Raw genomic sequence first — 12,867 nt, 5'->3', positions numbered from 1 at the left:
GTGAATTTCTGTTACCTGCTGTAAACCGGCGCGCGCTCGCCCGCGTCAAGAGGTGCATGACCAGCGGGATCTCTCTGCAACCTTCCACTCCTGGACGGGTTCAATCGGGTGGGGCGGTTGCGGCTGCGATCGATCTCGATGCGGCACTCATGCTGCGCGTGCGCGATGGCGATCCCGCCTGCTTCGCGCAATTGCTGGAGCGGCACCGGACTCCGGTCATCAACTTTCTATTCCGCATGGTCCAGAATAAAGCCATCGCCGAAGAGTTGGCCCAGGAGGTTTTTCTCCGGGTCTACCGCTCGCGTTTGAGCTACGAAGCCTCAGCCAAGTTCACCACCTGGTTGTTCCGTATCGCCACGAACCTGGCCTTCAACTGGCTGCGCGACGAGAAGAATCTCAAGTCGCAGGACAGCCTCCAGGACGACACCACGAGTGGGGCGACCCGGAAGATTACAGACGGGCAGCCCAGCGTGGAATCCGTACTGGTGAATCAAGTCAAGCTCCACGAGGTGCGGGAGGCTATCGCTAAGCTACCCGCGAAGCAGAGAGCCGCAATCTTGATGCACAAATACGAAGAGATGGAGTATGCTCAAATCGCGAAGGTACTCTGTTGCTCGGAGTCGGCGGTAAAGTCGCTGTTGTTCCGGGCCTATGAGAGCTTACGCGCGAGGCTGGCGCAGTACGCCTGATGCGGAAATGACTCAGCGTCCCGGTTGCCCGTTAGAATCCGAACACCATACTCAACTGCTAATGGAGTATTGTGCCGGGCGGCTGGATGAAGGGCATAAATCATTACTCGAAGAACACATCGCCAACTGCCTCCATTGTCTAGAGTTCTGCAAAGAGCAGCAGCGTGTCTGGACCGCCCTGGATGGGTGGGAGCCGGAGCCGGTCGACGCCGGGTTTGATGCACGGCTTATGGCCCGCATCGAAGCGCGGCCGGCGTGGCAATCGACATGGCGGCGCTGGCTGGGTGAACTCTCGTGGAAACCGGTGCTGCCCGCGGCGGCGGTGCTGGCCGCGTATTTTGTGGTCATGATGCCTCAACCTCAACCGCAGCAACCTTTGATGGCGGGCGCTGAGGTACAGCAAGTGGAGCAGGCTTTGCAGGACCTGGAAATGCTCCAGCAGCTAAAGTTGAGCAACAAATGAACCCACTGAAAGTGCTGCAATTCATAGCCTTAGTGGTCATTTGCAGACCGTTGTTCGCCTTGGCTCAACCGGCCCGGAAGCAATCAGGCGGTCCAGTGGATCAGATCCGGCGGATGCCCCAGGATCAACGCCGCCGCACACTGGAAACTCTGCCGCCTGACCGCCGCAAGCAATTTGAAATCCGGATGCAAAAACTCGATGCCCTGCCGGCCGAGGAACGCGAGGCCCTGCAGCGGCGCTATGAGGCCTTCCAGAAGCTACCAACGGAGCATCAGCAGCGCGCCCGGGACATGTTCCAGCAGTTCAATGCGCTCGACGACAACCGGCGTGGCAAAGTCCAGACAGAAATGGACTCTTTTCGCGGCTTGTCACAAAGCGAGCGCTCTGATCGACTTAAGAGCCAATCGTTCAAGAAAAAGTTCAACCGAAACGAGCAATCCATTCTGTCCGACTACTCTGCCCTACTGGACGAGACGCCTTAGTTGCTGCATTCTAGAAGGAACGAGGGCGGGATGGAACTCCCCACTGACCAGGAGTCACGGGCGATCGAGCGGCTGATTGCCGAGATCGATCAACTCGATGCCTATCGGGATCGAGTGGGTCGACGTGTGATTCTTGCCTTCGTCTGCACCTTTGCGATTGCGCTGAGCCTGCTGGTCTACGTCGCGCTGTACGGCGGCCCGGCCCGGTCCAGCGTGCGGCATCCCGGCCCGCGGGTGCCTGGCGTTCTCAAAGACGCACCGCGCTGAGAGCTTTCGTCTCCCCTGCCCACTATGCCTGCGTGACCGGTGATTCCGACACCACGCTCAATCAGCGCATTCCGGCCTTGGATGGACTGCGCGGACTTGCGCTGCTTCTCGTTTTATTTCTGCACTTTAGAGCACCAGACTTAGTGCATCCATGGAAGGGCATCCTGGGCCTTGGATGGGTGGGCGTGCAGCTCTTCTTTGTGCTGTCGGGGTTCCTGATTACCGGGATTCTGCTGGATAGCCGGCGCGCTCCGAACTACTTCACCGCGTTCTGGATGCGGCGGATCCTGCGCATCTTTCCGCTCTACTTCGCGGCCCTGGGGGTGCTCCTTTTTGCCTTCCCAACACTTGTCGTTTTAGGGGACAAGTACCTTCCAAATCAGTCAGATCGAATCTACTACTGGATGTACTTGAACAATTGGGTACCTTTGCCGGTGGACGGACGGCTGGAACATCTACTGGGGCATTTCTGGTCACTGGCGGTCGAAGAACAGTTCTACCTGGCCTGGCCGGTGGTCGTTTGGCTGCTGCCGGCCCGACGGCTATTCCGGTTTTGTGGCGTGGCTTGTTTGCTTGTACTTGCAGCCAGAACCTCATGTGTCTGGATGGGTTGGGATCCGAACTGGATCTATCGCAATACGATCCTGCGGTCCGATGCGCTGATGCTGGGCGCCATGGCGGCCGTCCTGGTGAGGGAGACCGACTGGCTGGCCCGGGTGCGGCCCTGGCTCCATACCGCACTGTGGGGTACTGGTATGGCGAGCCTGGGCGTGATGGCGGCCGGACGCGGCACGCACTATCTCCACCCGCCGATTCTAGCCGCCGGTTTGACCGTGTTTGCGGCGGCATTTACCGTCATTTTGACGGTGATTGTGACCGCACCGCGCGGCGGCGGGTTTCTGGGGCATCCGGTTCTCGGCTGGTTTGGGCGGCATAGCTACGGGATGTACGTCTGGCACTGGCCACTGGCCTATGCCCTGTACTATTCCTATCCTGCGATGGGCCTACAAAAAGGAACAGGCCAGCTCGCCTTGTTGGTGGCGGGTCTGGCCGGTTCAAGTCTGCTGGGCTGGCTCAGCTACGAGTTGTACGAGAAGCCGTTCCTGCGGTTAAAGCAGTACTTTCAAGTACGGCCTGAACCCGTTCAGGAGCGAGCCTTCTTCACGGCGTCGGTGAGTGCGGGCACAACCTCGAACAGGTCGCCCACGATGCCATAGTCGGCTACCTCGAAGATGGGGGCGGCGGAGTCTTTGTTGATGGCGACGATGCACTTGGAGCCCTTCATGCCGACCAGGTGCTGGATGGCTCCGGAGATGCCCACAGCCAGATAGACTTTGGGGGCTACGGTCTGGCCGGAGCTGCCGACCTGGCGTTCCATGGGGAGCCAGCCGGAGTCGCAGATGGGGCGGGAAGCGGCGAGTTCGGCGCCGAGGGCTTCGGCTAGTTCCTGGACCAGCGGGACGTTGCCCTCTTCCTTGATGCCGCGGCCGACGGCCACGATGAACTCGGCGGCCGAGAGATCGACGGCGCGGGCGGACTCGCGGAAGGGCGCTTCGGGCTTCTGGCGAATCTTGGAGGCCTCGAGGAGCGGATTGCGGGTTTCGACCGGGGCCGAGCCGGCCACAAGCGCTTCGGCGCGGTAGGCACCGGCCTGGAGCGAGACGAAGACGGGCGCTCCGGCGGCAGAGGCGTAGGAGGCGTTCAGCTTGCCCTGGAAGAGCTGGCGCTCGAAGACGACGCTCTGTCCGTCGACCTTGAAGGCGATGACGTCGCTGAGCAGGACGCGTTCAAAGCGCGTAGCCAGCTTTGGACCGAAGTCGCGGACCTGGTAGGTGTGCGGCAGCAGGACGTAGTCGGGCTCGAGATCCCTGATGAGGCCGGCGAGGGCATTGGTGGCGCCATCGGCGGTGTACTGTTCGAGCAGGTCATGCTCCAGCGCGATGACGCCGTCCAGCTGATAAGCCGCCAAGTCGGCGGATGGACTGGACTTGCCGAAGACGCAGGCGCGGACGGGCAGGCCGAGGTCGCGGCCCAGTTGCTGGCCGGCGGCGAGCGTCTCGAAGGACATCTTGTGCCAGGCGCCGCCCGACTGTTCGGTGATTACAAGAATGCCGCTCATAGCGCCCTCACTTCAAACTTGAGTTTCTCGACCAGGGTGGCCGCCTGCTGGGCGGGGCTGCCCTCGATCATTTGGGTCTGTTTCACGCGCTGGGGCTGATACACGCTCTGGAGGCGAACGGTGGCGGCGGGAGCGACGCCCAGGTCGGCGGCGGAGAGGCGCTTCACTTCCTTGGTCTTCGCCTTTTTGATGCCCATGAGTGTGGCGTAACGGAGCTTGTTGATGCCGCTTTGAATTGTGAGGACTGCGGGCAGGGGCATGGAGACATGCTGGAACCAGCCGCTCTCGAGTTCGCGCTTCACGCGGAGAGTGGCGCCGTCGACCTCGACGGCCATGATGATGGTGGCGTGGGGCAGGCCCATGACTTCGGCCATGACAACGCCGGTCTGGCCGCTGCCGAGGTCGTCGGACTGAAGGCCGGTGAGGATGAGGTCGGGCTGTTCGGCGGCGGCGGCTTTGGCGAGCAGGCGGGCGAGGCTGAGGGTGTCGTAGGCCCCGAGGGCATCCTCTTCGATGTGAATGGCGCGGTCGGCGCCTTTGGCCAGCGCTTCGCGGATGGCGGAACTGGCGCGTTCGGGCCCGGCGCAGAGCACGACGACTTCGCCGCCATGCTGTTCCTTCAACTGTAGAGCCGCTTCCAGGGCATAGGCGTCGGGCTCATTGATCTCAAAACTCAATTCGGACTCGTCCAGCCAGAGGGCAGCCGCATCGACTTTCAACTGCGAGTCGCGCGCCGGCACCTGTTTTAGGGCGACGAGGATCTTCATAGGCACCTCGCGAAGGTAAATAGAGACACGCCCTCCCCGTGAGGGAAGGGCGCGCCGGTTGTCAGGGACTTATTCAGTGTAGCGCTTGAAGATCAGGCTGCCGTTGGTGCCGCCGAACCCGAAGGAGTTCGACAGGGCGTAATCGATCTTCATCTTGCGCGGGGTGAGAGGAACGAAATCGATATTCTGGCACTGCTCATCGACCTCGTAGAGGTTGATGGTGGGCGGGGCGATCTGGTCGCGGATGGCGAGCACGGTAATGCCTGCCTCGAGACCGCCGGCGCCGCCGAGCAGGTGGCCGGTCATCGATTTGGTGGAGCTGACGGCCAGCCCGTTGGTGGCGTGCTCACCGAAGGCGCGATTGATGGCCTTGCATTCGATGATGTCGCCGACGGGCGTGGAGGTTCCGTGAGCGTTGATGTAGTCAACGGTCTCCGGCGCGAGTTTGGCGTCCTTGAGGGCGTTGCGCATGACGCGGAAAGCGCCATCGCCATCTTCGGACGGGGCAGTGATGTGATAAGCATCGCCGCTCATGCCGTAGCCCACGATTTCAGCCAGGATCTTCGCACCGCGGGCTTTGGCGAACTCGAGTTCCTCGATGACGAGGATACCGGCGCCTTCGCCGACGACGAAGCCATCGCGATCCTTATCCCAGGGACGGGAGGAACCGTGAGGATCGTCATTGCGCGTGGAGAGGGCTCGCAGGGCGGCAAATCCACCGACACCCATGGGCGTGATGCAGGCCTCGGCGCCGCCGCAGATCATGGCATCGGCATAGCCGTGCTGGATGAGGCGGAAAGAATCACCGATGCAATGCGCGCTGGTGGTGCAGGCTGTCGCGGTGGCGGAATTGGGCCCTTTGGCGCCAAACCGGATCGAGACGTTGCCGGAGGCGAGGTTGACGATGGTGGCGGGGATGAAGAAGGGGGAGATGCGGCTGGGCCCTTTTTCGAGGAGGTTCCGGTGCTCGCGTTCAATCACTTCAAAGGCACCGATGCCGCTGCCGATGTAGACACCCACCTGTTCGGCGATGTCCGGCGTCACCTGGAGGCCTGAGGCCTTCATCGCTTCATCCGACGCGGCAACCGCAAACTGGATGAAGCGCCCGACCTTCTTCAGTTCCTTCTTTTCAATGAACTGAAGCGGATCGAAGTTTTTCACTTCGGCCGCGATCCTGGCACTAAACTGCGTGCTGTCGAACTGAGTGATCGGTTCGATGCCGCTTTGAGAAGCGAGGATGCCAGCCCAAGTCTCTTCAGCCGTATGGCCGAGAGCGGAAAGCAAACCCACTCCGGTGACTACCACCCTACGTGACAATGAGATTCTCCCGGGGGAAAAGAGTGTTCTGGGGACCGGCGCCTACAGGCTGTTACTTCTTAGCCTTGGCGTCGATGTATTCGACGGCGTCTTTCACCGTCTGGATCTTTTCCGCGTCTTCGTCCGGGATGTCGAGGTCAAAGGCCTCTTCAAACGCCATGACGAGTTCGACGATGTCGAGCGAATCCGCACCGAGGTCGTCTACGAACGAGGCGGTGCTATCCACCTGTGCTTCGTCGACGCCGAGCTGCTCGACAATGATCTGCTTCACTTTTGCTTCAACAGACATGAAACCTCCAAGAAGTCCACAAAGCTCCGATTCTACCGACAGCGCGGATATATTGCAACGAAGGACGGCCTGAATTTCGGTGTCGCAGGTCCGGTAACATACAAGGCAGCATGAATTCGATCCTGTACTTGCATGGTTTTGCCTCTTCTCCGCAATCGAGGAAGGCTCGCGTTTTTCAGGAGCACTTTGCCTCGCGGGGCGTGGAACTGCTGGTTCCAGACCTGGCGGAGGGCGGATTCCGCAATCTGACGATCACGGGGCAGCTGGCAATCATCGAGCGGACGGCGGGCGGCCAACCTGTATCGATCATTGGTTCGAGCATGGGCGGGTACCTGGCGGCGTTGTACGCCTCGCGCCATCCTGAGGTGGAAAAGACGGTACTGCTGGCTCCGGCATTTGGCTTTGGGCGGCTGTGGAGCGGCAAGCTCGGACCGGAGGCCATGGAGACCTGGAAGCGGACCGGCGTGATCGAGACGATGAACTATGCGGAGGGCGGGTTGGCCGAACTGGGCTGGCAGTTGATGGAAGACGCCCTGCGCTATGAGGACGAGCCGGCGTTGACCCAGCCCACGCTGATCTACCACGGTATTCACGACGATGTCGTGCCTGTGGGCGTCTCGCGGGCGTTCGTCCGGACGAGGACGTGTGCCGAGTTGAGGGAAGTGGATTCCGATCATGAGCTGGCGAATGTAGTGGATGAGATCTGGAACGGTATTGTGTTGTTTCTAGGACTGTAAACAGCCCAAGCCGGAGACGCCTGATCAATCGCCGGGCGGAAGGACCCAGAGTTCGGGGTGCCCTACGTTGGAGTGGACGGCGCGGCTGAGCAGGCCGAAGTTGGCCCAGGACAAGTAGAGGGCCATGCGGGCGGCCAGCCAGGCGCCGTAGGGCTGATGCTTCGAGTCGAGCGCGTTCAGGCGATTCTCCACGGAGGGCACGGTGCAGAAGAGGATTTCGAACCAGCCGGGGCGGCTGAGGTCCTCATCCTGCAACTGGTCGATCTCGCAGATGGCGGCTTCGAGTTGGGGACGGGCAGCGCCATTGGCAGCGGCATAACGATCGGCTTCGAGGGTGCCGGGGCGGCTGAAGGACGGCAGCACGAGCAGGCCTAGAAACGACCAGAGCGTACAGCCGAGCAAAGTTTCCAACAAAGAATAGATGGTATCGACACCGCCCCAGGGCAGCGAGGCGGAAAGGACGAAGCCCAGCAGGTTCCAGCCTAGAGCAAGGAGCACTCCGCGGGTGCGGGCTCCGGTTTTGGCGAGTCCCTGGCGGCGGAGGTGTTCGGCGAGGAGTGCGGGTGGGGAGAGGGTAGTATTCCAGGACAAGGGCTGGACGTTGTGTTCCAGGCCCGGAAGGCCGGCGAGGCCGCCGGTGAAGCCCACATCCCCAGCGATCGCGGTGATTGCATCGGAACCTGGGTGGGCCGGTGCGGCGGCGAGTCCGCCGGTCCAGCGGGCCAACGGCCACTGAAAGGCGAGCAGGGCGAGTTGGAGCGCGAGTAAGGTGCCCGTGGCAGCCCAGATGCCGGCGAGCTTGCCGGCCTGCAAGAGCAGCAGGGCGCAGAACGTCATGACGAGGCCTTGGACGAGGAGCCCGCGCGACCACTTCAGAAGGAACTCCGGGAACAGCAGGCTGTGGCGCTGGTGGCTGTGGGGGAGGGTGAATCCGCCCCAGATATCGAAAGGCAGGCTGAGGCCGGCATAGGCGAGGAAGCAGACGACGAAGCCAGCCCAGTCTGAGTACCAGGGTCCGCCGAAGTACGGGAAGAACGTGGAAGGCATTTGGTACACATAGGCGGCGAGGGTGAGGAACAGGAGGAGGGCCGTTCCGGTGAGGCCGGGACCGAGCCGCGCGCGAGCGTACGTCATCAAGATCTGATATTCCTTCCAACCAGCTGAGCCTGTGCGGCGCGCCACCCCTGGCGGGTGGAATGGCCGGTGCGGCCGGAGGAGCGAGGAAAGCTCCTTACTGATTGATGTTCGCGCAGATGCGGTGGTTGACAAAATCCTCGTTCCGGTTGTGGCCTGGGGATTGTCTCCCAGATACTGAAGACATGAGCCGTTTTCGAGTTTGCTGCATTGGGCTGCTGTTATTGAGCGCACCATCGCTTTTCGGATGGGGGCGTGAAGGGCACCGGCTGATTGCAGAGATCGCGACGAAGCAATTGAACGCGAAGGCGCGCGCCGAGGTGCAGAAGCTGCTGGACGGCCAGTCGCTGGAAAGCATCGCGTCGTGGGCGGACGAAGTCAGACCGCAACGGAGGGAGACGTCGACCTGGCATTTCATCGACCTTCCGCTGGACATTCCGCGTGGAGACTGGAAGAAGTTCTGCCCTGAAACAGGATGCGTCGTGGGCCGGATCCCTGAGATGGAGAGCCGCCTGAGGAATCAGAACCTGGCGCAGCGGGACCGGGCCGAGGCATTGAAATTCCTGGTGCACCTGATGAGTGACATGCACCAGCCGCTGCATGTGGGCGAGAAACACGATCGGGGCGGCAATGACGTGAAGGTGGTGTTTTTCGGCAAGCCGAGCAATCTGCACTCAGTTTGGGACTCGAGCATTTTGGAGTTGGCCCTGCAGAAGGACGCGAACTTGAAGGCGGCGTTGGGCCGCAAGCCGGGTTACTTTGAACGGCGGCGGCTGGCGAAAGGCTCGCTGGAAGATTGGGCTTGGCAGTCGCGCGATGTCTCGAGAGACGTGGTGTATGCGAATCTGCCGGCATCGACTCCGGCTTCGTTGGGTGACGATTATTTCAAGAAGTCCCTGCCGAGCGCGGAACTGCAACTGCGGCGGGCCGGCGTCCGGTTGGCGCGCGTGTTGAACGAGGCGTTGGGCAAGTAGGCCCACTGCGAAATGGGAATACTGCTGCTGCTCGCCGCGATATTAGATTCGCGCGGTTTGGAGCGGATTCCGTTGGGACCGTGTGCGGAGGTGAGCGAGGGCCGGGTGGTCTGCCGCTTTCCGGCACCGGCCGGATTGAGCAGGCAGCATGTTCGCCTGGAGAGTGGTTGCGGGGCAGGAATCGTGGTGAATGGGATTGCAGTGGTTCGGGAGGAGGGGGCGATTGCGTTGACGCCCTATCTTTCGAGCCGGGGTTCCAACGAGATTTCGGTACCGGCGGGGTGTTTACCGGCCGCGCTGCTGGTGACTCCGAAGGTCTTTTTGTCGTCTTTGCGGGCAGAGCCGGCATCGGGCCGGGCGTTGGCGATGGTTGAGAACACTCTGGATAACACGGTGAATGTGAGCGTGGCCTGTAGGCCGGTGGAGAGTCGGGACGGCGAGTGGCGGCGAGCGGGAGGGACCATTGCGGCGGGCGGGCGGCAGGAGTTGGAGTTGGATGGGCCGCTGGAACCTCCAAATCGCCTAGTACGAATGGTTTGCAGACTCGAGAAACAGGCGGAAGCGGTGGAAGGGTCCTATACCTTTGAGACAGTGTTGAATTTTCAATCACTTACGAAAAATGGAAGACCTAACACTCGTTGACTCTGCGTGATACAATTTTTTGAAGAGCTGGGATGAGTTTCAGGCGCGTTTCCTGCAACCTTGAGTTGGACGGCGCGTCTAAGGAACAGAGACAAGAGATTCGAACGGCCATAGGGCTGACGTTTGGAATGTGAGAGTCGAGAGGTATGTCGGCGAGCAATCCCAACCAATTCAACGAGCCTAACCAGGCGAACCGAGTACAGCCGGGGAACCCGTCGCAGGCGCCGATGTCCAGTCCGCTGGACCACGCGCTGGAACTGCAGGACGGCTCGAAGCCATGGTTCCTTTCGCTGATTGAAAACCTGAAAGAACTGGCCGCATACAAAAAGCTGCCGCCGCTGCAGGTGACCTTTAAGCCGTTGAGCGAAGACGAGTTGCTGCATGGCAGCGACACCTCGTTGCGTCAATTGGCGGAGATCCAGCAGAAGAAACCATTTTTCCGCACACTGCGGGAAAACATCGCCGATCTCTTCAGTCCCGCTCCCCCGCCGCTACAGATCACCTCCCGTCCGTTGACGGAGGAGGAGATCGGGCTTTCGGGCATGGGCGAACTGGCTAAGACTTCCCTGCCCTGGTACCGGACGATCTTCGCAAACGCGAAGGATTTGTTCTTCCCGCAGCAGCTTCCGCCGCTGCAGGTGACCTCGCAACCGGTGCAGGTAAAAGAGATGTTCGCCCGCGACGAGTATCGCGGCCGGTCGCAGATGATGTCGGTGTTCGTGCACGTCGGGTTGGTCGCGCTGGCGTTCTTCCTGGGCACAAACAAGACAATCCAGACTGCGGTTAAGAATTCGATTACGCTGGTCCAACCGGACATCGACCCCTACATGCCGAAGATGGCCGTGAAGAAGCAGGCCATGGGCGGCGGTGGTGGTGGCGGCGATCGTTCGCCCCTGCCGGCCAGCAAGGGTAAGCTGCCGCGCGCGGACCTGAAGCAATTCACACCCCCAGTGGCGGTGATCAACAATCCGAATCCGCGCCTGGTGATGGAGCCCACGATTATTGCTCCTCCCGACACGCCCCTGCCTAACGTGAATATGCCGAACTACGGCGATCCGTTCGCGAAGGCGGGCATTCCGTCGAACGGCCCGGGCTCGGGCGGCGGCATTGGTTCGGGCAGCGGCGGCGGCGTCGGCTCAGGCCGGGGCGGCGGTGTTGGACCTGGAGAAGGCGGCGGTTTTGGCGGCGGCGCGTACCGCATTGGCGGTGGCGTCAGCGCTCCGGTGCCGGTGTTCCGCGTGGAGCCTGAGTACTCGGAAGAGGCCCGCAAGGCCAAGTTCCAGGGCACGGTCATGCTGGCGATCGTCGTGGACGAGACCGGCAAGACGACGAATGTGCGAGTCGTCCGGCCGCTGGGAATGGGCCTGGATGAGAAGGCCATCGAAGCGGTAATGAAGTGGAAGTTCCGGCCGGGGTATAAGGACGGGAAGCCCGTCCCGGTACAGGCGAATGTGGAAGTGAACTTCCGGCTGCTATAACGGCAGATTCATTGAGAGTGGAAAAGGGCTGCTCCTTCGGGGGCGGCCCTTTTTGTTGGTATGCACTCCTAGTTGGAGGGAAAGACAGGGGGGCTGGCTGGCTGCGGACCTGAGGCTCTGCCCTCCCAGGTAAGGGGGGAGCGCTTTGATCCTTCCAGAGTGGCTAACCGGGGATTGGTTCCTCGGCGGGCGTGCGATCGGGCGGACCGGATTTGAGGCGGGCCTCCATGGTGGGGATGTCCAGTTCTCCGGTCCAGCGGGCGACTACGAGGGTCGCTACGCCGTTCCCGATCACGTTGGTGATCGCGCGGGCTTCGGACATGAAGCGGTCGATGCCCAGGATGAGCGCCAAGCCGGCTACGGGGACGTGTCCTACCGCGGAGAGGGTGGCAGCCAGGACGATGAAGCCGCTGCCGGTGACGCCGGCGGCGCCCTTGGAGGTCAGCAGCAGGACAGCCAGGAGCGTGATCTGCTGGAAGAGCGTCATCGGCGTGTTGGTCGCCTGGGCGATGAAAATGGCCGCCATCGTCAGGTAGATCGAGGTGCCGTCGAGATTGAACGAGTAGCCGGTGGGGATGACCAGGCCCACGGTGGAGCGGCTGGCGCCGAGGGTTTCCATCTTCGCGAGCATGCGGGGCAGAGCGGCTTCCGAGGACGAAGTGCCCAGCACGATGAGCAGTTCTTCGCGGGTATAGCGCAGGAAGCGCCAGATGCTGAAGCCGTGCAGGTGGGCGATGCTGCCCAGGACGACAAACACGAAGATCACACAAGTGGCGTAGAAGGTGCCCATCAGGCGGGCCAGGTTTAGCAGGCTGTCGAGGCCGTACGAGCCTACGGTGAACGCCATGGCTCCGAAGGCGCCGACGGGCGCGAGCCGCATGACGTAGCCGACGATGACGAACAGGACGTGGGATCCCTTTTCGATGACCTGGAAGACCAGGTTCTCGCGGGCATTGAGGCGCTGAAGAGCGACCCCAACCAGCACGGCGATGAAGAGCACCTGGAGGATCTCGCCCTTGGCGAACGCATCGACCAGGGTGTCGGGGATGACATGGAGAAGGAAGTCCTTCGTGGTGCCGAGCTTCTGGGGTGAGGCGTAAGCAGCGACGGAGCCGGCGTCGAGGGTCTTGACGTCGACATTCATGCCCGCGCCCGGCTGCACAAGATTGACGATGATCAGGCCGATGATCAGGGAGAGCGTACTGACGACTTCAAAGTAGAGGAGCGCCAGGGCTCCGGTTTTGCCCACCTTCTTCACGTCCTCGGTGCCGGCGATGCCGACCACGACCGTGCAGAAGATGATGGGCGCAATCAGCATCTTGATGAGCTTGATGAAGCCGTCGCCGAAGGGCTTCATGGCGGTGCCGGTGGCGGGCGAGAGGTAGCCGAGAAGGGCTCCGGCCGCGATGGCGACCAGTACCTGCAGGTAGAGCGACTTGTACCAGGATTTCGCGGACATGGGCGGATCCGAATTCTCCAATGGCGGCGGACATCGAGCGGGACGGGACG

Annotated in this window: 14 protein-coding genes; 8 read left to right on the top strand and 6 right to left on the bottom strand. The window is 61.7% G+C overall.

Features of this window, described 5'->3' with window-relative positions; translation table 11 throughout:
* Positions 1–56 precede the first annotated feature (56 nt).
* The 5 genes from ACR9Y2_RS28655 to ACR9Y2_RS28635 are packed head-to-tail and all read left to right on the top strand — an operon-like array spanning position 57 to position 3,118.
* Positions 57–689 carry an RNA polymerase sigma factor gene (locus ACR9Y2_RS28655; RefSeq protein ID WP_435045299.1) on the top strand — a complete coding sequence of 211 codons (633 nt, stop codon included), beginning with the start codon at positions 57–59 and terminating at the stop codon, positions 687–689.
* A 7-nt stretch (positions 690–696) separates the two neighbouring features.
* Positions 697–1,152, top strand: a complete 456-nt coding sequence (locus ACR9Y2_RS28650) for an anti-sigma factor family protein (protein ID WP_435045298.1) — start codon at positions 697–699, stop codon at positions 1,150–1,152.
* Positions 1,149–1,634: a DUF3106 domain-containing protein gene (locus ACR9Y2_RS28645; RefSeq protein ID WP_435045297.1), complete on the top strand. Its 486-nt coding sequence runs from the start codon at positions 1,149–1,151 to the stop codon at positions 1,632–1,634. Before ACR9Y2_RS28650 ends, ACR9Y2_RS28645 begins: the two co-directional genes overlap by 4 nt.
* A 30-nt stretch (positions 1,635–1,664) precedes the next feature.
* On the top strand, positions 1,665–1,901 hold the full coding sequence (locus ACR9Y2_RS28640) for a hypothetical protein (protein ID WP_435045296.1): 237 nt from the start codon (positions 1,665–1,667) through the stop codon (positions 1,899–1,901).
* Positions 1,902–1,933: 32 nt separating this feature from the next.
* The gene (locus ACR9Y2_RS28635) at positions 1,934–3,118 is read left to right on the top strand and encodes an acyltransferase family protein (protein WP_435045295.1); all 1,185 of its coding nucleotides are present in this window, start codon (positions 1,934–1,936) and stop codon (positions 3,116–3,118) included.
* Here ACR9Y2_RS28635 and ACR9Y2_RS28630 read toward each other — a convergent pair.
* The 4 genes from ACR9Y2_RS28630 to acpP all read right to left on the bottom strand — a co-directional run bounded on the left by ACR9Y2_RS28630 (position 3,046) and on the right by acpP (position 6,393).
* Positions 3,046–4,020: an electron transfer flavoprotein subunit alpha/FixB family protein gene (locus ACR9Y2_RS28630; protein ID WP_435045294.1), complete on the bottom strand. Its 975-nt coding sequence runs from the start codon at positions 4,018–4,020 to the stop codon at positions 3,046–3,048. The two genes, ACR9Y2_RS28635 and ACR9Y2_RS28630, sit on opposite strands and share 73 nt — an antisense overlap.
* Positions 4,017–4,787 carry an electron transfer flavoprotein subunit beta/FixA family protein gene (locus ACR9Y2_RS28625; protein WP_435045293.1) on the bottom strand — a complete coding sequence of 257 codons (771 nt, stop codon included), beginning with the start codon at positions 4,785–4,787 and terminating at the stop codon, positions 4,017–4,019. The genes ACR9Y2_RS28630 and ACR9Y2_RS28625 overlap by 4 nt, the downstream gene beginning before the upstream one ends.
* Before the next feature lie 69 nt (positions 4,788–4,856).
* Positions 4,857–6,104 carry a beta-ketoacyl-ACP synthase II gene (gene fabF, locus ACR9Y2_RS28620; protein ID WP_435045292.1) on the bottom strand — a complete coding sequence of 416 codons (1,248 nt, stop codon included), beginning with the start codon at positions 6,102–6,104 and terminating at the stop codon, positions 4,857–4,859.
* A 52-nt stretch (positions 6,105–6,156) separates the two neighbouring features.
* Complete coding sequence (gene acpP, locus ACR9Y2_RS28615) at positions 6,157–6,393, bottom strand: acyl carrier protein (RefSeq protein ID WP_194449743.1); 237 nt, start codon at positions 6,391–6,393, stop codon at positions 6,157–6,159.
* 110 nt (positions 6,394–6,503) lie between these two features.
* Here acpP and ACR9Y2_RS28610 point away from each other — a divergent pair, with 110 nt between their 5' ends.
* The gene (locus ACR9Y2_RS28610) at positions 6,504–7,130 is read left to right on the top strand and encodes a YqiA/YcfP family alpha/beta fold hydrolase (RefSeq protein ID WP_435045291.1); all 627 of its coding nucleotides are present in this window, start codon (positions 6,504–6,506) and stop codon (positions 7,128–7,130) included.
* Between the two features lie 24 nt (positions 7,131–7,154).
* Here ACR9Y2_RS28610 and ACR9Y2_RS28605 read toward each other — a convergent pair whose 3' ends face one another.
* Positions 7,155–8,264, bottom strand: a complete 1,110-nt coding sequence (locus tag ACR9Y2_RS28605; RefSeq protein WP_435045290.1) for a hypothetical protein — start codon at positions 8,262–8,264, stop codon at positions 7,155–7,157.
* A gap of 185 nt (positions 8,265–8,449) precedes the next feature.
* On the opposite strand from ACR9Y2_RS28605, the gene ACR9Y2_RS28600 reads away from it, so the two are divergent.
* Together ACR9Y2_RS28600 and ACR9Y2_RS28595 are read left to right on the top strand one after the other, a co-directional pair.
* Positions 8,450–9,238 (top strand): S1/P1 nuclease, encoded by a 789-nt coding sequence (locus ACR9Y2_RS28600; protein ID WP_435045289.1) that lies wholly within the window; start codon positions 8,450–8,452, stop codon positions 9,236–9,238.
* An 869-nt stretch (positions 9,239–10,107) separates the two neighbouring features.
* Complete coding sequence (locus ACR9Y2_RS28595; RefSeq protein ID WP_435045288.1) at positions 10,108–11,358, top strand: energy transducer TonB; 1,251 nt, start codon at positions 10,108–10,110, stop codon at positions 11,356–11,358.
* Between the two features lie 163 nt (positions 11,359–11,521).
* On the opposite strand, the gene ACR9Y2_RS28590 is transcribed toward ACR9Y2_RS28595, so the two are convergent.
* A complete protein-coding gene (locus ACR9Y2_RS28590; RefSeq protein WP_435045287.1) occupies positions 11,522–12,817 on the bottom strand; it encodes a dicarboxylate/amino acid:cation symporter in 1,296 nt (431 codons plus the stop codon).
* Positions 12,818–12,867: the final 50 nt, after the last annotated feature.

It is taken from the genome of Paludibaculum fermentans (assembly GCF_051172195.1).
GTDB lineage: Bacteria > Acidobacteriota > Terriglobia > Bryobacterales > Bryobacteraceae > Paludibaculum > Paludibaculum fermentans_A.
The sequence above is the reverse complement of the archived record's forward strand: the minus strand, read 5'-3'. Positions and strand labels throughout refer to the sequence as shown.

What these genes read in the sequence shown, in the direction of transcription:
- ACR9Y2_RS28610 (WP_435045291.1), top strand. Translation starts at nt 6,504, where the DNA reads ATGAATTCGATCCTGTACTTGCATGGTTTTGCCTCTTCTCCGCAATCG.
- ACR9Y2_RS28650 (WP_435045298.1), top strand. Translation starts at nt 697, where the DNA reads ATGACTCAGCGTCCCGGTTGCCCGTTAGAATCCGAACACCATACTCAA.
- ACR9Y2_RS28630 (WP_435045294.1), bottom strand. Translation starts at nt 4,020, where the DNA reads ATGAGCGGCATTCTTGTAATCACCGAACAGTCGGGCGGCGCCTGGCAC.
- ACR9Y2_RS28595 (WP_435045288.1), top strand. Translation starts at nt 10,108, where the DNA reads ATGTCCAGTCCGCTGGACCACGCGCTGGAACTGCAGGACGGCTCGAAG.
- acpP (WP_194449743.1), bottom strand. Translation starts at nt 6,393, where the DNA reads ATGTCTGTTGAAGCAAAAGTGAAGCAGATCATTGTCGAGCAGCTCGGC.
- ACR9Y2_RS28605 (WP_435045290.1), bottom strand. Translation starts at nt 8,264, where the DNA reads ATGACGTACGCTCGCGCGCGGCTCGGTCCCGGCCTCACCGGAACGGCC.
- ACR9Y2_RS28590 (WP_435045287.1), bottom strand. Translation starts at nt 12,817, where the DNA reads ATGTCCGCGAAATCCTGGTACAAGTCGCTCTACCTGCAGGTACTGGTC.
- ACR9Y2_RS28655 (WP_435045299.1), top strand. Translation starts at nt 57, where the DNA reads ATGACCAGCGGGATCTCTCTGCAACCTTCCACTCCTGGACGGGTTCAA.
- ACR9Y2_RS28600 (WP_435045289.1), top strand. Translation starts at nt 8,450, where the DNA reads ATGAGCCGTTTTCGAGTTTGCTGCATTGGGCTGCTGTTATTGAGCGCA.
- ACR9Y2_RS28640 (WP_435045296.1), top strand. Translation starts at nt 1,665, where the DNA reads ATGGAACTCCCCACTGACCAGGAGTCACGGGCGATCGAGCGGCTGATT.
- ACR9Y2_RS28625 (WP_435045293.1), bottom strand. Translation starts at nt 4,787, where the DNA reads ATGAAGATCCTCGTCGCCCTAAAACAGGTGCCGGCGCGCGACTCGCAG.
- ACR9Y2_RS28645 (WP_435045297.1), top strand. Translation starts at nt 1,149, where the DNA reads ATGAACCCACTGAAAGTGCTGCAATTCATAGCCTTAGTGGTCATTTGC.